Source organism: Rhizobium aethiopicum (assembly GCF_900094625.1).
GTDB classification, from domain to species: Bacteria; Pseudomonadota; Alphaproteobacteria; order Rhizobiales; family Rhizobiaceae; genus Rhizobium; species Rhizobium aethiopicum.
This window is the reverse complement of record NZ_FMAJ01000010.1, coordinates 131626-154676: the sequence shown is the minus strand read 5'-3', so window position 1 is coordinate 154676 and position 23051 is coordinate 131626. Positions and strand designations below refer to the sequence as shown.

The 23051-nt window shown below is 62.4% G+C and carries 20 protein-coding genes; 4 read left to right on the top strand and 16 right to left on the bottom strand.

Translation table 11 applies throughout. The features are described from left to right. Positions 1-15: 15 nt before the first annotated feature. The 4 genes from atpA to GA0061105_RS21340 form a co-directional block, all read right to left on the bottom strand. Positions 16-1545, bottom strand: coding sequence for a F0F1 ATP synthase subunit alpha (gene atpA / locus GA0061105_RS21355; protein ID WP_064683772.1), 1530 nt, complete (start codon positions 1543-1545; stop codon positions 16-18). Further along, a complete protein-coding gene (locus GA0061105_RS21350; RefSeq protein WP_208601683.1) occupies positions 1545-2111 on the bottom strand; it encodes a F0F1 ATP synthase subunit delta in 567 nt (188 codons plus the stop codon). Before GA0061105_RS21350 ends, atpA begins: the two co-directional genes overlap by 1 nt. 255 nt (positions 2112-2366) lie before the next feature. Continuing rightward, on the bottom strand, positions 2367-2756 hold the full coding sequence (locus tag GA0061105_RS21345; protein ID WP_064696521.1) for an AGROH133_08824 family phage infection protein: 390 nt from the start codon (positions 2754-2756) through the stop codon (positions 2367-2369). A gap of 78 nt (positions 2757-2834) precedes the next feature. Beyond that, positions 2835-5051, bottom strand: a complete 2217-nt coding sequence (locus GA0061105_RS21340) for a primosomal protein N' (protein WP_092752685.1) — start codon at positions 5049-5051, stop codon at positions 2835-2837. 184 nt (positions 5052-5235) lie between these two features. On the opposite strand from GA0061105_RS21340, the gene GA0061105_RS21335 reads away from it, so the two are divergent. Together GA0061105_RS21335 and GA0061105_RS21330 are read left to right on the top strand one after the other, a co-directional pair. After that, positions 5236-6168, top strand: a complete 933-nt coding sequence (locus GA0061105_RS21335; RefSeq protein ID WP_092752683.1) for a dihydrodipicolinate synthase family protein — start codon at positions 5236-5238, stop codon at positions 6166-6168. After that, the gene (locus tag GA0061105_RS21330; RefSeq protein ID WP_064696524.1) at positions 6165-7790 is read left to right on the top strand and encodes a GMC family oxidoreductase; all 1626 of its coding nucleotides are present in this window, start codon (positions 6165-6167) and stop codon (positions 7788-7790) included. Before GA0061105_RS21335 ends, GA0061105_RS21330 begins: the two co-directional genes overlap by 4 nt. A 17-nt stretch (positions 7791-7807) precedes the next feature. Here GA0061105_RS21330 and GA0061105_RS21325 read toward each other — a convergent pair whose 3' ends face one another. Beyond that, positions 7808-8248 (bottom strand): GNAT family N-acetyltransferase, encoded by a 441-nt coding sequence (locus tag GA0061105_RS21325; RefSeq protein ID WP_092752682.1) that lies wholly within the window; start codon positions 8246-8248, stop codon positions 7808-7810. Positions 8249-8253: 5 nt separating this feature from the next. After that, positions 8254-9204, bottom strand: a complete 951-nt coding sequence (locus tag GA0061105_RS21320; protein WP_092752680.1) for a GNAT family N-acetyltransferase — start codon at positions 9202-9204, stop codon at positions 8254-8256. A 139-nt stretch (positions 9205-9343) separates the two neighbouring features. Here GA0061105_RS21320 and GA0061105_RS21315 point away from each other — a divergent pair, with 139 nt between their 5' ends. Further along, a complete protein-coding gene (locus tag GA0061105_RS21315; protein ID WP_064696526.1) occupies positions 9344-10279 on the top strand; it encodes a tyrosine recombinase XerC in 936 nt (311 codons plus the stop codon). An 85-nt stretch (positions 10280-10364) separates the two neighbouring features. Next, positions 10365-11441 carry a TraB/GumN family protein gene (locus GA0061105_RS21310; protein WP_064696527.1) on the top strand — a complete coding sequence of 359 codons (1077 nt, stop codon included), beginning with the start codon at positions 10365-10367 and terminating at the stop codon, positions 11439-11441. Between the two features lie 84 nt (positions 11442-11525). On the opposite strand, the gene lpdA is transcribed toward GA0061105_RS21310, so the two are convergent. The 10 genes from lpdA to mdh all read right to left on the bottom strand — a co-directional run bounded on the left by lpdA (position 11526) and on the right by mdh (position 22951). After that, positions 11526-12932: a dihydrolipoyl dehydrogenase gene (lpdA, locus tag GA0061105_RS21305; protein WP_092752678.1), complete on the bottom strand. Its 1407-nt coding sequence runs from the start codon at positions 12930-12932 to the stop codon at positions 11526-11528. A gap of 101 nt (positions 12933-13033) precedes the next feature. Next, a complete protein-coding gene (locus tag GA0061105_RS21300) occupies positions 13034-13786 on the bottom strand; it encodes an SDR family oxidoreductase (protein WP_092752676.1) in 753 nt (250 codons plus the stop codon). Further along, the gene (locus tag GA0061105_RS21295) at positions 13783-14313 is read right to left on the bottom strand and encodes a hypothetical protein (RefSeq protein ID WP_092752674.1); all 531 of its coding nucleotides are present in this window, start codon (positions 14311-14313) and stop codon (positions 13783-13785) included. The genes GA0061105_RS21300 and GA0061105_RS21295 overlap by 4 nt, the downstream gene beginning before the upstream one ends. After that, complete coding sequence (locus GA0061105_RS21290; protein ID WP_092752672.1) at positions 14310-15059, bottom strand: DUF4241 domain-containing protein; 750 nt, start codon at positions 15057-15059, stop codon at positions 14310-14312. Before GA0061105_RS21290 ends, GA0061105_RS21295 begins: the two co-directional genes overlap by 4 nt. 12 nt (positions 15060-15071) lie before the next feature. After that, complete coding sequence (gene odhB / locus GA0061105_RS21285; protein WP_092752670.1) at positions 15072-16322, bottom strand: 2-oxoglutarate dehydrogenase complex dihydrolipoyllysine-residue succinyltransferase; 1251 nt, start codon at positions 16320-16322, stop codon at positions 15072-15074. Between the two features lie 39 nt (positions 16323-16361). Further along, positions 16362-16670: a YciI family protein gene (locus GA0061105_RS21280; protein ID WP_092752668.1), complete on the bottom strand. Its 309-nt coding sequence runs from the start codon at positions 16668-16670 to the stop codon at positions 16362-16364. Between the two features lie 17 nt (positions 16671-16687). Continuing rightward, positions 16688-19672 carry a 2-oxoglutarate dehydrogenase E1 component gene (locus GA0061105_RS21275; RefSeq protein WP_092752773.1) on the bottom strand — a complete coding sequence of 995 codons (2985 nt, stop codon included), beginning with the start codon at positions 19670-19672 and terminating at the stop codon, positions 16688-16690. Positions 19673-19840: 168 nt separating this feature from the next. Further along, entirely contained in the window at positions 19841-20743 is a 903-nt protein-coding gene (sucD, locus tag GA0061105_RS21270; RefSeq protein WP_092752666.1) for a succinate--CoA ligase subunit alpha, read from the bottom strand. A gap of 17 nt (positions 20744-20760) precedes the next feature. Then, positions 20761-21954 carry an ADP-forming succinate--CoA ligase subunit beta gene (gene sucC, locus GA0061105_RS21265; RefSeq protein WP_092752664.1) on the bottom strand — a complete coding sequence of 398 codons (1194 nt, stop codon included), beginning with the start codon at positions 21952-21954 and terminating at the stop codon, positions 20761-20763. 34 nt (positions 21955-21988) lie between these two features. Then, on the bottom strand, positions 21989-22951 hold the full coding sequence (mdh, locus tag GA0061105_RS21260) for a malate dehydrogenase (RefSeq protein WP_092752771.1): 963 nt from the start codon (positions 22949-22951) through the stop codon (positions 21989-21991). Between the last annotated feature and the right edge of the window lie 100 nt (positions 22952-23051).

The window sequence follows — 23051 nt, the reverse complement described above, 5'->3', positions numbered from 1 at the left end:
TAACTTAGGGCCCGATTACTGGAAAGACTTGGCGAAGCTGTCGAGGGCAGCAACGAGCTTGCCCTTCGTGTCATCGCTGATAGCCTTTTCCGTGCGGATCGCATCGAGGATGGCGGAGCCTTCCGAACGCAGGTAGGACAACAGGCCCTGCTCGAACTTGCCGACCTGAGCGACCGGCAGCTTGTCGAGATAGCCGTTGACGCCGGCGAAGATCACGGCGACCTGCTCTTCCGTCTTCAGCGGCGAGAACTGCGGCTGCTTCAGGAGTTCGGTCAGGCGTGCACCGCGGTTCAGCAGGCGCTGCGTTGCGGCGTCGAGGTCCGAACCGAACTGGGCGAAAGCGGCCATTTCACGATACTGGGCAAGTTCGCCCTTGATCGAGCCGGCGACCTGCTTCATCGCCTTGATCTGCGCCGACGAGCCGACGCGGGAAACCGAGAGACCGACGTTAACGGCCGGGCGGATACCCTGATAGAACAGGTCGGTTTCGAGGAAGATCTGGCCGTCGGTGATCGAGATCACGTTGGTCGGAATGAAGGCCGACACGTCGTTGCCCTGCGTTTCGATGACCGGAAGAGCGGTCAGCGAACCGGCGCCCTTATCGTCGTTCATCTTTGCAGCGCGCTCAAGCAGGCGCGAGTGCAGGTAGAAAACGTCGCCCGGATAAGCTTCGCGGCCCGGCGGGCGGCGCAGCAGTAGTGACATCTGACGGTAGGATACGGCCTGCTTCGACAGGTCGTCGTAACCGATCAGCGCGTGCATGCCGTTGTCGCGGAAATATTCGCCCATGGCGCAGCCTGCGAATGGAGCGAGGAACTGCATCGGAGCCGGATCGGAAGCCGTCGCGGCGACGATGATCGAATACTTCAGCGCGCCGCGCTCTTCGAGCACCTTGACGAACTGAGCGACGGTCGAACGCTTCTGGCCGACGGCGACGTAGACGCAGTAAAGCTTCTCGCCTTCCGGACCGTTGTCGTGAATGGCCTTCTGGTTGAGGAAGGCGTCGAGCAGGATGGCGGTCTTGCCGGTCTGGCGGTCACCGATGACGAGCTCGCGCTGGCCACGGCCGACCGGGATGAGGGCGTCGATGGCCTTGAGGCCGGTCGACATCGGCTCATGAACGGACTTGCGTGGAATGATACCCGGAGCCTTGACGTCGACGCGCGAACGGCGGGTCGCGTTGATCGGGCCCTTGCCGTCGATCGGATTGCCGAGCGCGTCGACGACGCGGCCGAGCAGCTCCGGACCGACCGGCACGTCGACGATGGCGCCGGTCCGCTTGACGGTGTCGCCTTCCTTGATGTCGCGGTCGGAGCCGAAAATAACGACACCGACGTTGTCTGATTCAAGGTTCAGAGCCATGCCGCGGATGCCGCCGGGGAACTCGACCATTTCACCGGCTTGGACATTGTCCAGACCGTAAACGCGAGCAATACCGTCACCGACGGAGAGAACCTGGCCGACTTCCGAGACTTCTGCCTCTTTGCCGAAATTTTTGATCTGGTCTTTGAGAATTGCGGAAATTTCCGCGGCGCGGATATCCATCAGCCAACCTCTTTCAATGCGAGCTTAAGGGTAGAGAGTTTGGTACGAAGAGACGTATCAATCTGACGGGACCCGACCTTTACGATCAGACCACCAAGAATTGACGGATCAACCGTGACGGCAATCGTCACGTCTTTGCCGGTGACGCCCTTGAGTGCCGCCTTCAATTCGGTTTCCTGCGCTTGGGAAAGCGCATGTGCCGAGGTAACCTCGGCGGAGATTTCACCGCGATGATTCGCGGCGATGACGCGGAAGGCCCTGATCATGCCCGGCAGGGCGAACAGGCGGCGGTTGCGCGCCACGACCTTCAGGAAATTGGCGAAGAAGCCGCTGATGCCGGCCCTCTCGCTGATGGCGACAATTGCCTTCAGCTGATCCTCGGCGGAGAAAACCGGGCTCGCGACGAAGCGCTTCAGTTCGGCGCTTTCATCCAGCATCGCCTGGAATCGGTCGAGATCGGCGGTTACGCTGTCGACGGCACCCTGTTCGAGCGCCAGCTCGAAAAGCGACGAGGCATAGCGCTCTGCAACACCAGAAGTAAGCTGGGACGTGTCTGCCACTGGCACAAATTTCCCTGATTTCAATCCAAAATCCGGCTCTCGGCGGGCGCCGAACCTATGATCTTGAATTCGTTTTGATTTCCCCCAGAAATCACAAGAGAAGCCTCTTGCTTCTTCCGAAATTCGGGGTCCGTCTAACATAGGATGTTCGGACTCGCAACACGCGTAATGCCCGAATAAGCCTTTCACATGAATTTCTGTTCGCAAAATTGCGCAATGGCCTGGAAGCAGGCCTTAGGAGCCCTCTGCCGGCTGCAAGATCTATGTCTGGATGAAGCCGAAAACGTAGAGCAGCGGCAACGCGGCCAAAGCGACCTGCACAACCAGAAGTAAATAGTTGACCAGATTGCTCCCCTTATCGGACAGGATCGAGATGATGCGGGCAAAGGCAGCCATGGCGAAGGAAGCGCCGAGCGCCATATAGATCCAGTTCTGGGCGAGCATGATCGCCGACAGACCGAAGCCGAGATAGAAACCGCCGATCGACCGCCCCTCGCCGAAGCCTTCCGGCCGCCCCTCCTGCGCCTGGAGGCCGAGAAGGCGCAACGTATGACCGGGCGCAAACATCATGATGAAGCCGGCGAGCGCCGTGAAAGCGGCGGAGCAAAAGGCAAGCTGCTCGCCAAGCTCGATCGGAAAATAAAACTCCATGCGTCAGCCCCAAATCGCCCGGATGATTCGGTGTTTTATGGCACGCGCCGGAAAAGGAGGAAATGCCGGGGTCATGTTTTAGAGAAAACTCTGCGGATCGATGTCGAGCTGGACTTGTACCGATCCACGTTCCTTGGGTGATTGCGACAGCATCGCCCGCAGAAAGCCCTGCATGTCGGAGTTGCGGCGCCCGTGCACCAAAAGGCGGAAGCGGTGCCGGCCTCGCACCAGGGCAAGCGGCGCTTCCGCCGGGCCGAGCACCGAAATGCCGGTAACTTGCGGCGCCGCGTTGCGCATGCCGCGGGCATGGTTTTCGGCATCGTGGCGGGCTTCGGCCGAAACGATGATCGAGGCGAGCCGGCCGAAGGGCGGCAATGCGGCGCGTTCGCGTTCGGTGATCTCGCGCTCATAGAAGGCGTCGGAATCGCCTGATACAATCGCCTGCATGACGGGATGCTGCGGCTGATAGGTCTGCAGCAGCCCATGGCTCTTGAGACCGGTGCGCCCGGCCCGGCCCGTCACCTGCGACAGAAGCTGGAAGGTGCGCTCGGCCGCGCGCGGATCGCCATTGGCAAGGCCGAGATCGGCATCGACGATGCCGACCAGCGTCATCAGCGGAAAATTATGGCCCTTGGCGACGAGCTGGGTACCGATGACGATATCGGCCTCACCCTTGGCGATCGCGTCGAGCTCCAGCCGCAGCCGCTTGACCCCGCCCATCATATCGGAGGAGAGAACGATCGTTCGCGCCTCAGGGAAATGCCGCTCCACCTCTTCGGCGATACGCTCGACGCCGGGCCCGCAGGCGACCAGGTGGTCGAGCGTCCCGCATTCCGGGCACGCCTCCGGCGTGCGCTCGGCATGACCGCATTGATGGCATTGCAGCTGCTTGCGGAAGCGATGCTCGACCAGCCAGCTCGAACATTGCGGGCATTGGAAGCGGTGGCCGCAGACGCGGCAGAGCGTCAGCGGCGCATATCCGCGCCGATTGAGAAACAGCAGCGCCTGCTCGCGCTTCTCCACGGTCTTGCCGATCGCCCGGATAAGCACCGGCGACAGGAAACCGCCGCGCTCCGGCGCGTGCCTGCGCATATCGATGAGATGCAGGTCGGGCAGCGCGGCATCGCCGAATCGTGTCGGCAGGTGGACGGTGCTGTAGCGGCCGTTCTGTCCGTTGACCTGGCTCTCGACCGACGGCGTCGCAGAGACGAGGATGATGGGAAAGTCGCCGATGCGGCCGCGCACCACCGCCATATCGCGGGCATTGTAGAAGACCCGATCCTCCTGCTTGTAGGCGGGATCGTGCTCCTCGTCGACGATGATGAGACCGAGATCCTCGAAGGGCAGGAAGAGCGCCGAGCGGGCGCCGGCGACGACCCGTACCTCGCCGGTCACCGCCTGGCGCCAGACCTTTTCGCGCATGCGCGGGGCGAGATCGGAATGCCATTCGGCAGGCTTTGCCCCGAAGCGATCCTGGAAGCGCTCCATGAAACTGGCTGTCAGCGCGATTTCCGGCAGCAGGATCAGCACCTGCTTGCCACGTTTCAGCGTCTCGGCGATCGCCTCGAAATAGACCTCGGTCTTGCCGGAGCCGGTCACGCCATCGATCAGCGATACCGAAAATTCGCCCTTGCGGACGTCGGAGACGATCTCCGCGGCCGCCTCTTTCTGTGGCCCTTCGAGGCGGGCGGCGGAAAAGCTGGGATCCGGCATCGCCACAACCGGCGGCGGCGGCAGGAACACCGTTTCGAAAATCCCGAGCGTGATCAGCCCATCGACGACGCTGGTCGAAACGCCGGCCGCATGTGCCAGGCCGCTGCGCGTCCAGGACAGGCCGTCGGAAGCCGCCGCGAGCACGCGCGCACGCGCCGGCGTCATCCGCTCCGGTTCGCCGCCGACGAATTTCAACCCCTCCACCATCGGCTCCGGCTCGAAGGCATTCGGCGCCCTGAGCGCCATGCGCGCGACCAGGCCGGGCGGGGAGAGCGTATAGCTCGCCACCCAATCGATGAAATCCCGCATGTCCTTGCAAAGCGGCGGGCAATCGAAGACATGGCTGATCGGCCGCAGCTTCTTCGGATCGACGCCGTCTTCGCCGCCGTCCCAGACGACGCCGATCACCTGCCGCGGCCCAAGCGGCACCTGCACGACCGAGCCGGGCTCGACCGCCATGCCCTCAGGCACCGCGTAGGAATAGGGTTTCGGCGCCGGCATCGGCACCAGCACCGGAACCGTTCGGTTCGCGGGCGGTGTTTCGAAAAGCGCGCCAAAGAGATCGGACGAATCTATGCTCATCGCGCGAGACCATGCCCGCAAATCGATGCAATTGGAACCGCAAAGACGAGATGGTTCATCGGGCAAAAATTCGGATTGGGAAGACCCGCCAAGTGGACCGCCCATCGACGAGAGGGTTGCCCGGCAAGCAATTGGCCGCATAGATTGCCGGAAGATTTGTTCGCCCGTCAATCGGAGAGCACGAATGGCCAGACTGACTGCGAATGCCAAGGGCATCTACGTTATCGCCGTAACGCCCTTTGCCGATGACGGCGCGCTCGATCTCGAAAGCATCGACGGCATGGTCGATTTCTACGAAGGCGTCGGCGTCACCGGCCTGACGGTGCTCGGCCAGCTCGGCGAGGCCCCGAAGCTGACCGCCGAGGAATCGCGGACCGTGGTCGAGCGTGTGCTGAAGCGCCTTGACGGGCGCCTGCCGGTGGTCGTCGGCGTGTCGGCGCCCGGACTTGCTCCGATGGGCGAGCTCGCCAAAGCCGTCATGGGCGAAGGTGCCGCCGGCGTCATGGTTGCGCCGCCCTGGACCATCAGAACCGACGACCAGGTCTTTTCCTTCTACCAATCGGTTGGTGAAACCCTCGGGGATACGCCTTTCGTGCTGCAGGACTATCCACTCACCACCAATGTGACGATCGCACCGGCGGTCATCGAGCGGATCGTCAGGGATGTGCCCAATTGCGTCATGCTCAAGCATGAGGATTGGCCGGGCCTGTCGAAAATCACCGCTCTTCGCGCCGCCAGCGACACGCGCGGCATGCGGCGCATCTCCATCCTCTGCGGCAATGGCGGGCTTTTCCTGCCCGAAGAAATGGGCCGCGGCGCCGATGGCGCCATGACCGGCTTCTGTTACCCCGAGATGATGGTCGGAGTCGTCGAGGCCTATAGCGCAGGCAATGCCGATCGCGCCCACGAAATCTTCGATGCCTATCTGCCGCTCGCCCGCTACGAACAGCAGCAGGGCATCGGTCTTGCCTGCCGCAAATACGTCCTTGCCAAGCGCGGCGTCATCAAGTCCGCCACCTTGCGCAAGCCGGCTCCCAGGCTTTCGGCGCTCGACATTGCCGATGTCGAACGGCTTTTGGCGCGCCAGGCCATCCGCCTGAAGGAGATCGGCGCATGACGCCCGACCGGAGTTTCGACTTCATCATAGCAGGCGGCGGATCGGCGGCATGCGTTGCCGCCATGCGGCTGGTGCGCGACTTCGGCTTTTCCGTGCTTATCATCGAGCGCGGCCCCCGCAATACGGCGAGGCTGATGTCCTTTCCCGCCGGCTATATGAAATATCTCGCCCGCGACGACTTTCTCGAGATGCACCATACGGTGCCGCAACCCCAGCTCGGCGGGCGGGGGCCGGTCGTGCCGGTCGCCAGGGCCCTCGGCGGCGGCAGCGCCGTCAACGCCATGGTCTATATGCGCGGCCAGAAGGAAGATTACGACGGCTGGGCCGCCCATCTCGGCAATGGCAGTGAATGGTCCTACGAGGACATGCTCCCGCACTTCAAGGGCATCGAGGCCAATAGCCGCTTCAACAACCTTTATCACGGCATTTCGGGCAACCTGCGTGTATCGGAACCGCGTCATATCTCCGATACGACGGAAGATTTCATCCTGGCGGCGCAGGGGCTTGGCCACCCCTATAATCCGGACTTCAACGGTGCGCGGCAGAACGGCGTCGGCATCATGCAGCATACCTTTGCGCCATGGGGCCGGCGCATCGAGCGATCGGATGCCAAGAAAGCCTTTCTCGATCCTCTCGCCGGCGACAGCCGATTGGAGATCGTCACGCAGGCCCGGGTCGATCGCATTCTGATCGAAGGCGGGCGGGCTGTCGGCGTCGTTTACACCAGCAATGGCGAGAGCCGCAGTGTATTGGCCACACACGAGGTGCTAATCGCCGCCGGCACCTACAACAGCGCCAAGCTGATGATGCTGTCCGGCATCGGTCCGGCCGATGATCTTCGCGAACATGGCATCGCGGTTGCAGCAGACCTTCCCGGTGTCGGCGCCAATCTCCAGGACCATCACGAAGTGCCGGTGATCGCCTCGACGAAATCGAAATCCGGCTACTTCGGCGAGGATCGCGGCTGGCCGATGATCCGCAACGGCCTGCAATATCTCTTGTTCAATTCCGGTCCCGTCACCACGACGGGCATCGAATCCTGCCTCTTCTACGATCCCGATGGCGGCGACCGCCCGACGATCCAGCTTTATTGCGCGCCGATCGTCTATCTCGACCGCGATGTCTCGTCGGCCAAGCCGACCTACGGAGTGACCTTCACCTCCTGCCTGCTGAGACCGAAGGCGCGTGGCAGTGTGAAGCTTCGCTCGCCGAACCCTGCCGACCAACCGCTCGTCGATTGCAATTTCTTCGGCGATCCCGACGACCTCCGGCTGACGCTCGCCTCGCTGAAGACGGCGCGGCGGCTGCTGGAGACAGCACCTTTCAAGGACAAGATCGCCGATGAAATCCTCCCCGGACGATCACTCCAGGACGAGACGTCGCTGGCGAAGTTCGCCGGCCAAACGGTCAAGACGAATTACCATCCCTCCGGCAGCCTGAGGATGGGACCACAGACGGATCCCATGTCGGTCGTCGACGGCAGGCTGCGTGTGCGCGGTGTGGACGGGCTAAGGGTGATCGACTGCTCGATCATTCCCTTTATCCCGTCAGGCAATACCAACGCACCGGCGATGGCGATCGGATCGAAGGCGGCAAGCTTGATTGCCGAGGATTATCGATGATAAAGCGCGACCTCGCCTCAACCGCGCAGGTCGAGAACATGGGTATAGCCATTCTGGTCGCGGGGACGAAACTCAAGCGACTCCCAAAACTTCGTCGCACCGTCGTTTTCGACATGCACGGTGACGCAACGGCAGAAGGGCCGCGCGTGATTGAGAAGAGTGAGAGCAAGCATCCGGCCGACGCCGCGACCGCGCATCCCGGGGCAAACGTAAAAACGCCGCATCCGTAACGCTTCCGGCATAGCAGGTTCGACGGTCACGCCTCCGACACCCACGAGCGTTTCGCCCGCAAAAGCGCCGAGCAGCGTTTCGCCGTCACGCGAGAAGCGGGTCTCGCCCGCCGACCATTCGTCGACGAGGCGGGCGATATGGAGATGGCCTTCCTGCCGTGCTTCGCGCGCAAGACCTGCTATCGCCTCCGGCAGGCGATCACGGAAGATGCGGATATCAATCGTCATGGCAACTAGACGGCAAGAACCGGAATTTCGCGCGGCATCGCCGCAGCCGGCCCGCCGACCGGCACGAAACCCGCGTCGCCATCGCGAGCCAAGTCGTGCACCGTATGTTTCTCCAGCGCCTTCGTCACCTCGTTGACGTCGCCATCGAGATGTTCGGCGGGAATGAGATTGCCGATCACGAAATCGAAACGGTCGCCGCGTTTGTTCAAGAGTTCGTGGAAAACCGTCATGTCGCGAAGCTCCGTCGACCACTTCGCCAGCCAATAGAAAAGGCCGGAGTTGCGCGCCGTCATGTGGACGGGCAGGATCGGCAGATTATATTTGCGTGCCAGCCCGACGGCCGACGTCTTCCAAGGGCGTTCATTCAGCCGGCCGTTGGCCCAATAGGCGATGCGGCCTGATGGAAAGAGCACCGTCGCCTTGCCTTCCCGCACTGCATGGTTCGTCAATTGCAGCGTCTCGCGCGCCTTGAGCTTGCTCTTGTGCTCCTCCCGCCATTCGACGGGGATGACCATTTCGGCAAAATGCGGATTGACGCGGATCGCATCGCGATTGGCAAAGAACATCATATCGGGCCGGCGCGTTTTCAGGAGGTCGAAAACGGCGACGCCGTCGGCAATGCCTGTGGGGTGATTGCTGACGAGGATGAAGCCGCCGCTATCGGGAATGCGTTCGCCGTTGGCGACGCCGATGTCGAGCTTCAGCACGTCGCTCAGATATTCGAACGACTGGAAACCCGGCATCTTGGCAACCGCATTGGCGAATTCGATCGCCTTGTTGTAGCGCAGAAGCGTGTAGAGGAACGGTCGCATGACCGGCCAGAGCGGATGCTTGACGATCCTCTGGCCGCGTTCGGCAATCAGCGTATCGACGATGTGACCGGGCTTTCCCTGCGAAACAAGTGCGATCGCTTCCGCGAGTTGTCCGAAAGCCGTCATGGAATCGCGCCGTGCCATGAAAGATCCTGTCTATGGGCTGTAAGCTATCGCAGTACAATATGATCGAAGGATGACAAAGGCTTGGCCGGCATTAGCAATTCCATAACCGTTCCTGCTTCAAATTGGCGGACTTGAAGGCAAATTCAAGGCCAGCGACGTGAATGAACTGCTTGTAATCGCCGACCCGCGCCTGATGGCGGAACGCGCTGCGTGGCTCGAAAACCTCGCTCGCGAACGCCGGCTTTCCGAGCATACGCTCGACGCATACGAGCGGGACACCCGCCAGTTTCTGACCTTTTTGACCGGTCATCTCGCCGGCCCGGCGACGCTCGGCGATATCCGGGAATTGCGCCCTGCCGATTTCCGCGCCTTCCTGGCCGCCCGGCGCAGGCAGGGCTCCGGCGCCCGTTCGCTCGGCCGCAATCTCGCCGGCCTTCGTTCCCTGCTGCGCCATCTCGAAAAGAAGGGCCTGGTCAATGCCGCCGGCGCCGGGGCGATCCGTTCGCCGAAACAGCCTAAGTCGCTGCCCAAGCCGCTCTCCGACACGCAGGCGATCACCGTCGTCAGCGACGAAGCACAGCTCCATGACGAACCCTGGATCGCCGCCCGCGATGCGGCTGTCATGACCTTGCTCTACGGCTGCGGCCTGCGTATTTCCGAGGCGCTGGATCTCGTTCCCGCCGACCTGCCGAAGGGCGCCACAGCGCTGCGCATCACCGGCAAAGGCAACAAGACCCGGCTGGTGCCGCTTCTGCCCGTGGTTTTCGACGCGGTCGAGAAATATCGCACACTCTGCCCCTACCATCTCGAAAGCGACGAGCCGCTGTTTCGTGGCGCCCGCGGCGGCAAGCTGCAGGCGGCGATCATCCAGCGCGCCATGCAGAAGCTGCGCGCCGCCTTCGGCCTGCCTGAGACGGCAACGCCGCATGCGCTCCGCCACTCCTTCGCCACCCATCTGCTGGCCGGCGGCGGCGATCTGCGCACCATTCAGGAACTGCTCGGCCATGCCAGCCTTTCCACAACGCAGGTCTATACTGGGGTGGATGCCTCGCGGCTGCTGGAGGTGTATGATCGCGCCCACCCGCGCGCCTAAGCTTTCGTTAACGCATTCTCTTAAGGGAATATGCGCAAGCCGGGCGTAGAGCATGGCACGCATAAGGCATGTGGGGAATACCATCATGACGATATCAATCGGCCGCCGGACGTCTTACCTCGCAGTGTCGGCCAATCTGCTTCTCTGGTTGATCGCAGCCTTTCATATGCTGTTGCTCGCGGCCTTGTTTATCGCCTTCCTCGTGGCAAGGCCGGCGGCGGCCGAAGACGCGGCCTGCACCGGTCGCAACCTGATGGTCGAGTTGCAGCAGAACGATCCCGCCCGCTATGCCGGGGCGGTGAAGGAAGCCGACGCCACGCCGAACGGCAAGGGCATCTTCTGGAAAATCGAGAAGTCTGGACTTGCCCCTTCATGGCTGCTCGGCAGCATGCACGTGACCGACCCGCGTGTACTCGCCCTGCCGCCGCGCGCCCAGGCCGCCCATGACGCAGCCGATACGATCATCATCGAATCCGACGAGATCCTCGATGAGCGCAAGGCGACCGCCGCCCTGCTCGCGCGACCGGAACTGACGATGTTCACCGACGGCACGACGATTGACAAACTGCTCTCTGCCGAGGATTACAAGCGCCTGGAAGCCGGCCTCAAGCAGCGAGGTATTCCGCTCAGCGCCGTTTCCCGCATGCGGCCATGGATGATCTCCAGCGCCGTCGCCCTTCCGGCCTGCGAGCTCGCCCGCAAGGCCAGAGGCGTACAGTTTCTCGACCAGAAAATCGCCAGCGACGCCGTTGCCGAAGGCAAGGACGTTAAGGGGCTGGAGAGCCTTGCCGAGCAGATCCAGGCGATGGCCGATCTGCCGGTCGAATTTCATATGAAATCGCTGATCGAGACGCTGGAACTCGGAGCCAAGATGAACGACGTCGTCGAAACGATGACCGATCTCTACCTCTCCGGCGATATCGGCATGACCATGCCGATGCTGAAAACAGTGACGCCGGCAAATGAAGACGAGACTAGTGACTACGCCGCCTTCGAACAGCGCGTCATCCTCGACCGCAACAAGGTGATGGCCGAGCGTGCCGCTCCGATCCTCGACGGCGGCAATGTCTTCATGGCCGTCGGCGCCCTGCATCTGCCTGGAAAGGACGGCGTCATCGAGCTACTGCGCAAGCAGGGCTTTACGGTAACGGCGGTAAATTAAGCCTGTCGGCCCGACGGACGGCAAATAAAACAGCCGCTCGCCTGACGGCAAGCGGCTGCGCATTTTCGCGGCGATATCTACAACCTACATATGGATCGGCTTGAAGAAGGTCGCGAGCGCGGCTTCCTTCACGGCTTCGGACATTGTCGGATGCGCATGGCAGCTGCGGCCGAGATCTTCCGACGATCCGCCGAATTCCATCAGCACGGCGATCTCGTGGATCATCTCGCCGGCGCCGAAGCCGACGATGTGGCCGCCGAGCACGCGGTCGGTCTCCTTGTCGGCGAGGATCTTGACGAAGCCGTCGGTGGCCAGCATCGCGCGGGCGCGGCCGTTCGCCGTGAACGGAAACTTGCCGACCTTGTAAGCGACACCCGCCGCCTTCAGTTCCTCCTCCGTCTTGCCGACCGAAGCGATTTCCGGCTGGGTATAGACGACGCTCGGAATGACCTCATAATTGACGTGGCCATGCTGGCCGGCGAGGATCTCGGCGAGCGCCACGCCCTCGTCTTCCGCCTTATGGGCCAGCATCGGGCCCTTGACCACATCGCCGATCGCATAGATGCCGGCGACATTGGTCTTGAAGTGACTGTCGATCTCGACGCGGCCGCGATTGTCGAGCGCCACACCTGCCTCTTCGAGGCCGAGACCCGATGTGTACGGCTTGCGGCCGGTGGCGATCAGCACGACTTCGGCGTCGAGCGTCACCTTGTCGCCACCCTTGACCGGCTCGAACGTGACCTTGGCGCCCTGGTCGCCCTTTTCGACACCGGTAACCTTGGCGCTGAGATTGAAATCGATGCCCTGCTTGGCGAGCATGCGCTGGAACTGCTTGGAGACCTCGCCGTCCATGCCGCCGAGGATGGTGTCGAGGTATTCGACGACCGTGACCTTGGCGCCGAGGCGCGACCAGACCGAACCGAGCTCGAGACCGATGACGCCGCCGCCGACGACGATCAGCGTTTCCGGCACCTTCTCCAGCGCGATGCCGCCGGTGGACGAGATGATGGTCTTTTCATCGATTTCGACCTGTACGCCGGGAATGCCGGCAACATCCGAACCGGTTGCGATGACGATGTTCTTGCCTTCGATCTCCTGCGCCGTGCCGTCCTCGGCGATGACGGAAACCTTGCCGGCCGAAACGATCTTGCCAGCGCCCTGAAAGGCATCGATCTTGTTCTTTTTGAAGAGGAAGGCGACGCCGTCGACATTCGCCTTCACCGTCGCGTCCTTGTGGGCCATCATATTGCCGAGGTTCAGCGTCGGCGCGGGAATGTCGATGCCGAGTGCACTCATCCCGTGGCCGGCCTGATGGAACATTTCGGAAGCATGCAGCAGCGCCTTCGACGGGATGCAGCCGACGTTCAGGCAGGTGCCGCCATAGGTCGCGCGCTTTTCGACGACAGCCACCTTAAGCCCGAGCTGGGCTGCCTTGACCGCGCAGACATAGCCACCCGGGCCGGTTCCGATAATGATCACATCGTAGGACATTGCTTATTTCCCTTTAAATTTTTCGTTTGGTCGGCTGCAAGCGCGAGAGCGATCAGGCCGACGAATTCGACAAAGATGGCATGCTGTTTCGCCCCGTTCTTCTAGCGACCGCCGCTCACATTGAGGATCGCGCCCGTTACATAGGAGGCAGAAGGAGAAAGAAGATAGAGAATAGCGTCCGCCACCTCCTCGGCGGTGCCCGGCCGCTGCATCGGGACCGACGGCGCCATTTCACGCGCCCGGTCCGGCAGTCCGCCCGAAGCATGCAGATCGGTTTCGATGATGCCGGGCCTGACGGCATTCACGCGAATCCCCTCCGCTGCGACCTCACGCGCGAGCCCGATGGTGAAGGTATCGATCGCCGCCTTCGAGGCCGCATAATCGACATACTGCGTCGCCGAACCGAGGATTGCCGCCATCGACGAGACGTTGACGATCGCGCCGCCCCGCCCACCATGACGGCTCGCCATGCGGCGAATGGCCTCTCCGGCACACAGGATGGAGCCGGTCACATTGACGCGCAGCATCCTTTCGATCCGCTCCATCGACATCTCGTCGACCCGTTGCGGGTAGTCTACGATGCCGGCATTGTTGACGAGCCCGTCGAGCCGGCCAAAATGACGATCGACGGCGGCAAACATCGAGGCGATATCGCCCGCCTTGCCGACATCACCCTGGATTGCCACGGCCTCGCCACCGGCCTCAGTGATCGCCGCAACGACAGCCTCCGCCGCCTCTCGGCTGGAGGCATAATTCACCGCGACGCGCCAGCCCTGGCGCGCGGCGAGCCGGCAGATCGCCGCGCCGATACCCCGGCTGCCGCCGGTCACAAGAACAACAGGTGCATCACTCATGTCGCGCACTCCTTGAAAGTCAGCACGTCCCAGGGCGCCACCGAAGCCTTGCCCTCGCCCCAGGCGCTCGATTCACGAATGGCCGGACCAAGCCCGGGAAGCACGAGTTTTTCGGCCGCCGCAGCACCCTCCGGCTGCAGATTATCCATCTCGCCCTTGGCATTCATGCCATAGACGGCACCCTGCCAGACGGTGCAGGCATCGAGGTCGGCGCCGGTCGCATCTCCCTCTGGGCAGTTGAACATCAGGATGCCGATCGCCCGCACCGGATCTTCCGATGGCATCACGTAGCCTTCCATGACGACAGTTGTCTTGAGTGCAGTGACCTTGAACTGGTTGCTGGCGGCAGCCGAGGGAGAATTCAGCGGCGCAAAACGCAGTTCATAGGCGCCGTCCCGGTCGACGTACACGGCCTGCTCCTGCTTGCAGTCGACGGCGAACGCGGCAATCGGAACGGCGAAAAACGCCACGGCTGCAATCGCGGCCACGCCTTTCTGCCCTGCCTTGATCCCGATCGTCCCGCTCATTGCACCTTCGGCTCTCGCCGTCCGTCGGCATTCTCGATTAGACCAAAATCGGTCAACAGCACCAATGGGCGGCCGGCCTTGTCGAGGCCCCAGAAGACAGGATAGACGCCGTCGCCCCAGCCGCTCCAGAACACGGCGACGTTGCCCTTCTTGCCGGCAATCGGCCGGTGCAGCGCATAGTGGTTCTTGTTGGCATCGAGATCCGAAGCCAACACGTCGTCGTAATAGTTGACGTCGCCGTCCGGCTTCTGCGCCTGGACCTGCGCTTGCCGCTCGTCGATTAACGCGAGCGTATCGGCATCCATGTAACAGCCGACGCCGGCATCGACGGGATAGCCGAAGATCTCGTCATCCTTCAAGGTCGCCGGGTCCTGGCCGGGCAGGACGGCCAACTCCCAGTGATCGGGCTTGCCCTCGGCAAACCGCATGCTGGCCGCCGCGATGCGCCCGAAGGCCTGGTAGAGCGCCACCGAATATTCGCCCGGCGTAACCGTTCTTGCCAGCGCCGGACGATCCGGCTGGGCGAGCGGATCGGCAGCGACGATGCGTCCCGACGTCAGCTCGACATTGCCCATATGGATCACGCCGATCGAGCGTCCCAAGAGTTCGGCTTCGCCAAGCGCCACCAGTTCGAAATTGCTGCTCGCTTTGCCGACATCCCAGCCGGCAGCCGATGCGGAGACCGGGGCATGCGCGGCGGCAGCGCAAAAAACAAGGCGCGCCGCTCGCAAGATCCGGTTCCGCATCGAAAGCGCTCCTTAGAGATCGAGAACCAGGCGTTCCGGATCTTCGAGGCTCTCCTTGACGCGCACGAGGAAGGTGACGGCTTCCTTACCGTCGACGATGCGGTGATCGTAGGACAGCGCCAGATACATCATCGGACGGATGACCACCTGGCCGCCGATTGCCACCGGCCGCTCCTGGATCTTGTGCATGCCGAGAATGCCCGATTGCGGCGCGTTGAGGATCGGCGAGGACATCAGCGAGCCGTAAACGCCGCCATTGGTGATGGTGAAGGTGCCGCCCTGCATGTCGGCCATAGCCAGCGAGCCGTCGCGGGCTGCCTTGGCAAGACGTCCGAGTTCCTTCTCGATTTCGGCGATCGACATCTGGTCGGCGTCGCGGATGACGGGAACGACCAGACCCTTGTCGGTGCCGACGGCCATGCCGACATGGCAGTAGTTCTTGTAGATGACGTCGGTGCCGTCGATTTCGGCGTTGACCGCCGGCAGTTCTTTCAGCGCATGCGTCACCGCCTTGGTGAAGAAGCCCATGAAGCCGAGCTTGACGCCGTGCTTCTTCTCGAAAATGTCCTTGTACTTGTTGCGCAGGTCCATGACCGCCTTCATGTCCACCTCATTGTAGGTGGTCAGCATGGCGGCGGTGTTCTGCGCGTCCTTCAGGCGCTTGGCGATCGTCTGGCGCAGGCGCGTCATCTTCACGCGCTCTTCGCGCGAGGCATCCTCGACCGTCGACGGACCGCGTGCTGCGGCCGGCGCTGCTGCCGGTGCTGCGGCCGGAGCGGAAATACCCTTGGCAACTGCGGCAATGACATCGCCCTTCAGCACCTGGCCGCGTTTGCCGCTGCCGTCGACCTGATCGGCGGAAAGATTGCTTTCGGCCAACATCTTCGCGGCCGCCGGCGCCGGCGGCATGGTGGAGACGGAAGCGCTCGACGATGATGCGGCGGCGGCAGCCGGCTGGGCAGGGGCAGCCGGCTGGGCAGGGGCAGCGACAGGCGCAGCTGCCGCCGGAGCGGCGGTTGCACCAGCGCCGTCGGCGATCTGGCCGAGCAACGCGCCGAGGCCGACGGTCTCGCCGGCGGCAGCGACGATCTCCGAAAGCGTGCCCGAGACCGGTGCGGGAACTTCGATGGTCACCTTGTCGGTTTCAAGCTCCAGAATCGGCTCGTCGACCTTGATGGCGTCGCCGACCTTCTTGAACCAGGTGCCGACGGTTGCCTCGCTGACGGACTCACCGAGAGTTGGAACGCGGATTTCTGTGGCCATTGTTCAAATCCTGATTTCGTGTGTTTTCGTTTATGCGTTTCAGACGGCGGGCGGCCGCAAAATGATCGAAGGCATCGGCAGAATATCGAAACGGAAACCGAAACCGGAAGTGATGATCGGATCGCCGTCGGCAATAGCCTGCGCCGCCGCCTGATCCTCGACTTCGACGATCGCCATGCCGAAGGCGCCTTGACCCTCGAAGACGGGACCGACGACGATCGCCGATCCCGCAAGGGCGTGCCGATGCCAGTATTCGACATGGCGTTTCATCGCCGCCATTTCATCGCCCGTTCCGTCATGCGGGAAAGTGGGGCGCGGCGGCAGCAGTCTCAGAAAGAAGTAAGCCATTGCGCCCCCCCCTTGTTTTAGCCGCCCAGTGCATCCTCGAGGAATGCGGCGAGCTGTGACAGATGCTTGGACATCAGGCCCGTCGCCGGCGAGGCGGCGGCCGGACGGCCGGTGTAGCGGACGCGCTGGTATTTCGCATCGATATGGGCAAGCACCCATTCGAGGAACGGGTCGATGAACGACCATGCGCCCATATTCTTCGGCTCTTCCTGGCACCAGACCATTTCGGCATTGCGGAAGCGCGACAGCTCGTTGATGAGCGCCTTGGCCGGGAAGGGATAGAGCTGCTCGACGCGCAGCAGATAGATGTCGTCGATACCGCGCTTTTCACGCTCTTCAAGAAGATCGTAATAGACCTTGCCGGAGCACATGACGACGCGGCGGATCTTGTTGTCCTTCTGCAGCTTGATCGGGCCGTCCTTGATCACCTCGGCATCGTCCCACAGCAGGCGATGAAAAGCCGATTCGCCGGCCATTTCGGCAAGCGTTGAGACCGCCCGCTTATGGCGCAGCAGCGACTTCGGCGTCATCAGGATCAGCGGCTTGCGGAAGTCGCGCTTCAGCTGCCGGCGCAGGACGTGGAAGTAGTTCGCCGGCGTCGTGACGTTGGCGACCTGCATGTTGTCTTCTGCGCAAAGCTGCAGGAAGCGCTCCAGGCGAGCCGAGGAGTGCTCCGGACCCTGGCCTTCATAACCGTGCGGCAGCAGGCAGACGAGGCCCGACATGCGCAGCCACTTGCGTTCGCCCGACGAGATGAACTGGTCGAAGACCACCTGCGCACCATTGGCGAAATCGCCGAACTGCGCTTCCCAGAGCGTCAGTGCGTTCGGGCGGGCGAGTGAGTAACCGTATTCGAAGCCGAGCACGGCCTCTTCCGAAAGCATCGAATTGATGACCTCGTAACGGGCCTGCGTCGGCGCAAGATTGGCGAGCGGAATGTACCGCTCCTCGGTTTCCTGATCGTAGAGAACCGAATGGCGCTGCGAGAAGGTGCCGCGTTCGCAATCCTGACCGGACAGGCGGATCTTGTGGCCTTCGAGGCAAAGCGCGCCGAAGGCAAGCGCTTCGGCCATCGCCCAGTCGATCCCCTCGCCGGTGGCGATCATATTCGCGCGGTTTTCCATGAAGCGCTGGATCGTGCGGTGCGCATTGAAGCCGGTTGGGATCTCCGACAGCTTCCGGCCGATCTCCTTCAGCGTCTTCATCGGCACCGCCGTCTTGCCGCGGCGCTGTTCGTCGGCATTGTCGGCGGTACGCAGGCCCGACCACTCGCCGTCCAGCCAGTCGGCCTTGTTAGGCTTGTAGTGTTGGCCGGCGTCGAACTCCTGCTCGAGATGCGCGCGCCAGTCGGCCTTCATCTTCTCGACTTCGCCTTCGGTGAGCAGGCCCTCGGCGACAAGGCGCGCCGCATAGAGCTGCAGCACGGTCTTGTGGCCGCGGATGATCTTGTACATCTTCGGCTGCGTGAAGGACGGCTCGTCGCCTTCATTATGGCCGTAGCGGCGATAGCAGAACATGTCGAGCACCACAGGCTTGTGGAACTTCATGCGGAATTCGGTCGCGATCTTGGCTGCGTAGACGACCGCTTCCGGATCGTCGCCGTTGACGTGCAGGATCGGCGCCTCGATCATCTTGGCGACGTCGGACGGATAGGGTGACGAGCGTGAAAAGGCCGGGTTCGTCGTGAAGCCGATCTGGTTGTTGATGATCACGTGCATGGTACCGGCAACACGGTGGCCGCGCAGACCGGACAGGCCGAGGATTTCGGCGATGACGCCCTGGCCCGCGAAGGCCGCGTCGCCATGGATCAGCAGCGGCAGAACCTTCGCGCGTTCGGAAAGCGGAATGATGTCGCCTTCCCAGACGGTGGCGCTCATGTCCTGCTTGGCCCGGGCCTTGCCCATGACGACGGGATCAACGATTTCAAGATGCGACGGGTTCGCCGTCAGCGAGACGTGCACCTTGTTGCCGTCGAATTCGCGGTCGGAGGAAGCGCCGAGATGGTACTTGACGTCGCCCGAGCCTTCGACTTCGTCAGGGGCATAGGAGCCGCCCTTGAACTCATGGAAGATCGCGCGGTGCGGCTTGCCCATGACCTGGGAGAGTACGTTCAGGCGGCCGCGATGGGCCATGCCGAACACGGCCTCCTTGAGACCGAGATGGCCGCCGCGCTTCAGGATCTGCTCCAATGCGGGGATCAGCGATTCACCGCCGTCTAGGCCGAAACGCTTGGTGCCCTTGAACTTGACGTCGAGGAACTGTTCGTAGCCTTCGGCTTCGACGAGTTTGGAAAGGATCGCCTTCTTTCCTTCAGGCGTGAAGGCCACACCCTTGTCCGGACCTTCAATGCGCTCCTGGATCCACGCCTTCTCCTCAGGATTGGAGATATGCATGAACTCGACGCCGAGCGTCGAGCAATAGGTGCGCTCGAGAATCTCGATCATCTCGTGAAGTGTCGCATATTCCAGGCCGAGCACGTTGTCGATGAAGATTTTGCGGTCGTAATCGGCAGCGGTGAAGCCGTAATTTTCCGGCGACAGCTCGCGATAGTCGTCGACGGTAGCGGCGATGCCGAGCGGGTCGAGCTTGGCATGCAGGTGGCCGCGCATGCGATAGGCGCGGATCATCATGATGGCGCGCACGGAATCGCGCGTCGCCTGCAGCACGTCGGTGGTGTCGGCGGGCTTGCCCTGAGCCTCGGCCTTGGCCTTCACCTTGGTCTCGATCACCTTCTCGACGATGCCCCAGTCGCCGTCGAGCGCCGATACCAGATCGCCGCCGGCGGCCAGAGGCCAGTTCTTCCTGCGCCAGGAAGCCCCCTTGGCGGCCTTCTTCACATCGGCAGGATCGTCTTCCAGCGCCTTGAAGAAGGTGCGCCACTGATCGTCGACCGACGCCGGATCCTCTTCGTAGCGCGCATAGAGCTGCTCGATATAGGCCGCGTTGGCGCCATCCAGAAACGAGGTGATCTGAAACTGCTCGTTGGCTTCTTGCCGTGCCATGGTGATATGCGGACGCTTCCGTCCGCCTCCTGACTTTGATGAATTTGCCGGTTTGAACGCCGGCTGCCGCATTCCGATTGCCGCCTGTCCGCGGCGCATCTGCTGGTCTCGTGTTCGTGCCGGGCGGAAGGCGCAGATGCCATTCCTCCGCCCGGCCTTTAAGCGGCTTTAGCCCTTGAGGACTTCAACCAGCGTTTTGCCGAGGCGGGCCGGAGACGGAGACACCTTGATGCCTGCCGATTCCATCGCCGCGATCTTCGATTCCGCGTCGCCCTTGCCGCCCGATACCACGGCGCCGGCATGGCCCATGGTGCGGCCCTTCGGCGCCGTGCGGCCGGCGATGAAGCCGGCCATCGGCTTCTTGCGGCCCTTCTTGGCTTCGTCCTTGAGGAACTGGGCTGCATCCTCCTCAGCCGAGCCGCCGATTTCGCCGATCATGATGATCGAGGTCGTGGCTTCGTCGGCCAGGAACATCTCGAGCACGTCGATGAACTCGGTGCCCTTGACCGGGTCGCCGCCGATGCCGACGGCCGTGGTCTGGCCGAGACCCTCGTTGGAGGTCTGGAAGACGGCTTCATAGGTCAGCGTGCCCGAGCGGGACACGATGCCGACGGAACCCTTGCGGAAGATCGAGCCCGGCATGATGCCGATCTTGCATTCTTCCGGCGTCATGATGCCCGGGCAGTTGGGCCCAAGCAGGCGTGACTTGGAGCGGTCGAGGCGAGCCTTGACGCGCACCATGTCCATGACCGGGATGCCTTCGGTGATGCAGGTAATGAACGGGATCTCGGCGTCGATTGCCTCGATGATCGCGTCGGCAGCACCGGCCGGCGGAACATAGATGACCGATGCGTTGGCGCTGGTCTTTTCCTTGCCTTCAGCGACGGTGGCGAAGATCGGCAGGCTTTCACCCTTCGAGCCGGCCCAAGTTTCGCCGCCCTTCTTCGGGTGGATACCGCCAACCATCTGCGTGCCGTAGTAAGCAAGCGCCTGTTCGGTATGGAACGTGCCGGTCTTGCCGGTCAGACCCTGAACGAGGACCTTGGTGTCTTTATTGACGAGAATAGACATTCTTTCGATCCCTCAAATTAGCCGTTGATCGCCGCGACGATCTTCTTGGCCGCATCGTCCAAGTCGTCGGCCGCCGTGATCGCGAGACCCGACTCGTTCAGGATCTTCTTGCCGAGTTCGACATTGGTGCCTTCAAGGCGCACGACGAGCGGAACCTTGAGACCGACTTCCTTGACCGCGGCAATGACGCCCTCGGCGATGACATCGCACTTCATGATGCCGCCGAAGATGTTGACGAGAATGCCCTCGACCTTGGGGTCGGCGGTGATGATCTTGAAGGCCGCTGCGACCTTCTCCTTGCCGGCGCCGCCGCCGACGTCGCAGAAATTAGCCGGCTCCTTGCCGTAAAGCTTGATGATGTCCATCGTTGCCATGGCAAGGCCTGCGCCGTTGACCATGCAGCCGATATTGCCGTCGAGCGCAACATAGGCGAGGTCCCACTTGGAGGCCTCGATTTCCTTGGCGTCTTCTTCGGTCTCGTCGCGCAGCGCCCGGACGTCGTCGTGACGGAACAGCGCATTGCCGTCGAACGACATCTTGGCGTCGAGAACGCGCAGATGGCCATTCTTCATGACGATCAGCGGGTTGATTTCGAGAAGCGACATGTCCTTCTCGTTGAAGGCCTTGTAGAGCAGCGGGAAGAGCGACTCGGCGTCTTTGCCGGCAGCGCCGTCGAGCTTGAGGGCGGCTGAGATGTTGGCGACGTCGGCAGCCGTGACGCCGGCTTCCGGATCGATCGCGATCGTCTGGATCTTCTCGGGCGTATCGTGGGCGACGGCTTCGATGTCCATGCCGCCTTCAGTGGAGACGACGAAGGCGACCTTGCCGACCGAACGGTCGACCAGCAGCGAGCAGTAGAGTTCGCGTTCAATGTCGGCGCCGTCCTCGATATAGAGACGGTTGACCTGCTTGCCGGCTTCGCCGGTCTGCGCGGTCACCAGCGTGTTGCCGAGCATCTCCTTGACGTTGGCAACGACGTCTTCGATCGACTTGGCGAGACGCACGCCGCCCTTTGCTTCCGGCGACAGTTCCTTGAACTTGCCCTTGCCGCGACCGCCCGCATGGATCTGGCTCTTGACCACGTAAAGCGGGCCGGGGAGCGATTTGGCGGCAGCCTCGGCTTCTTCAGCCTTGAGAATTGCCACACCTTCGGCAACCGGCGCGCCATAGCCCTTCAGCAGAGCCTTGGCCTGATATTCATGAATGTTCATGGGTCTATCCCTGTTTCGATTGCTTCAGCGCTGATTATTTCAGGGCAGGCGCGATGTTGATGCAGGCCTCGCAGAGACCAGCGACGGCGGCAACCGACTTGTCGAAGGCCTCCTTCTCGGCCTTGTTGAGGTCGATCTCGATGACGCGCTCTACGCCGCCGGCGCCGATGACGGTGGGAACGCCGACATACATGTCCTTGACCCCGTATTGGCCGGTCAGATGAGCGGCGCAGGGCAGGACGCGCTTCTTGTCCTTGAGGTAGGATTCGGCCATTTCGATCGCCGAGGCAGCCGGAGCATAATAGGCCGAGCCGGTCTTCAGCAGGCCGACGATTTCGGCGCCGCCGTCACGGGTGCGCTGGATGATCTCTTCGAGGCGCTCCTTGGTGACCCAGCCCATGGTAACGAGGTCGGTGAGCGGAATGCCGCCGACCGTCGAATAGCGGGCGAGCGGCACCATCGTGTCGCCGTGGCCGCCGAGAACGAAGGCGGTCACGTCCTGAACGGAAACGTTGAATTCCTTGGCAAGGAAGAGGCGGAAGCGCGAGGAGTCGAGAACGCCGGCCATGCCGACGACCTTGTTGGCCGGAAGGCCGGAAAACTTCTGCAGCGCCCAGACCATGGCGTCGAGCGGGTTGGTGATGCAGATCACGAAGGCGTTCGGCGCGTATTTCTTGATGCCGGCGCCGACCTGCTCCATGACCTTGAGGTTGATGCCGAGAAGGTCGTCGCGGCTCATGCCCGGCTTGCGCGGAACGCCGGCAGTGACGATGCAGACGTCGGCACCCTCGATCGCCGAATAGTCGCTGGCGCCGGTCAGGTTGGCGTCGAAGCCTTCGACCGGAGAGGACTGTGCGATGTCGAGACCCTTGCCCTGGGGAATGCCGTCGGCAATGTCGAAGAGGACGATATCACCCAGCTCCTTCAGGCCGGCGAGATGCGCCAGCGTGCCACCAATCATGCCAGAACCAATGAGTGCGATCTTGTTACGCGCCATTTCGCTGTTTCCTTTGCGATCAAATTCGTCGAACGACGCTGCGAGGCCGCCCAATGACGCAATCGCATAGACCCAAAGCCCAAAAATGGCAATCCATTAA

Bases quoted from the DNA above. Each gene is read 5' to 3' on its own strand.
- atpA (WP_064683772.1), bottom strand. From the start codon at position 1,545: ATGGATATCCGCGCCGCGGAAATTTCCGCAATTCTCAAAGACCAGATC.
- GA0061105_RS21345 (WP_064696521.1), bottom strand. From the start codon at position 2,756: ATGGAGTTTTATTTTCCGATCGAGCTTGGCGAGCAGCTTGCCTTTTGC.
- GA0061105_RS21340 (WP_092752685.1), bottom strand. From the start codon at position 5,051: ATGAGCATAGATTCGTCCGATCTCTTTGGCGCGCTTTTCGAAACACCG.
- GA0061105_RS21335 (WP_092752683.1), top strand. From the start codon at position 5,236: ATGGCCAGACTGACTGCGAATGCCAAGGGCATCTACGTTATCGCCGTA.
- GA0061105_RS21330 (WP_064696524.1), top strand. From the start codon at position 6,165: ATGACGCCCGACCGGAGTTTCGACTTCATCATAGCAGGCGGCGGATCG.
- GA0061105_RS21325 (WP_092752682.1), bottom strand. From the start codon at position 8,248: ATGACGATTGATATCCGCATCTTCCGTGATCGCCTGCCGGAGGCGATA.
- GA0061105_RS21320 (WP_092752680.1), bottom strand. From the start codon at position 9,204: ATGGCACGGCGCGATTCCATGACGGCTTTCGGACAACTCGCGGAAGCG.
- GA0061105_RS21310 (WP_064696527.1), top strand. From the start codon at position 10,365: ATGACGATATCAATCGGCCGCCGGACGTCTTACCTCGCAGTGTCGGCC.
- lpdA (WP_092752678.1), bottom strand. From the start codon at position 12,932: ATGTCCTACGATGTGATCATTATCGGAACCGGCCCGGGTGGCTATGTC.
- GA0061105_RS21300 (WP_092752676.1), bottom strand. From the start codon at position 13,786: ATGAGTGATGCACCTGTTGTTCTTGTGACCGGCGGCAGCCGGGGTATC.
- GA0061105_RS21295 (WP_092752674.1), bottom strand. From the start codon at position 14,313: ATGAGCGGGACGATCGGGATCAAGGCAGGGCAGAAAGGCGTGGCCGCG.
- GA0061105_RS21290 (WP_092752672.1), bottom strand. From the start codon at position 15,059: ATGCGGAACCGGATCTTGCGAGCGGCGCGCCTTGTTTTTTGCGCTGCC.
- odhB (WP_092752670.1), bottom strand. From the start codon at position 16,322: ATGGCCACAGAAATCCGCGTTCCAACTCTCGGTGAGTCCGTCAGCGAG.
- GA0061105_RS21280 (WP_092752668.1), bottom strand. From the start codon at position 16,670: ATGGCTTACTTCTTTCTGAGACTGCTGCCGCCGCGCCCCACTTTCCCG.
- GA0061105_RS21275 (WP_092752773.1), bottom strand. From the start codon at position 19,672: ATGGCACGGCAAGAAGCCAACGAGCAGTTTCAGATCACCTCGTTTCTG.
- sucD (WP_092752666.1), bottom strand. From the start codon at position 20,743: ATGTCTATTCTCGTCAATAAAGACACCAAGGTCCTCGTTCAGGGTCTG.
- sucC (WP_092752664.1), bottom strand. From the start codon at position 21,954: ATGAACATTCATGAATATCAGGCCAAGGCTCTGCTGAAGGGCTATGGC.
- mdh (WP_092752771.1), bottom strand. From the start codon at position 22,951: ATGGCGCGTAACAAGATCGCACTCATTGGTTCTGGCATGATTGGTGGC.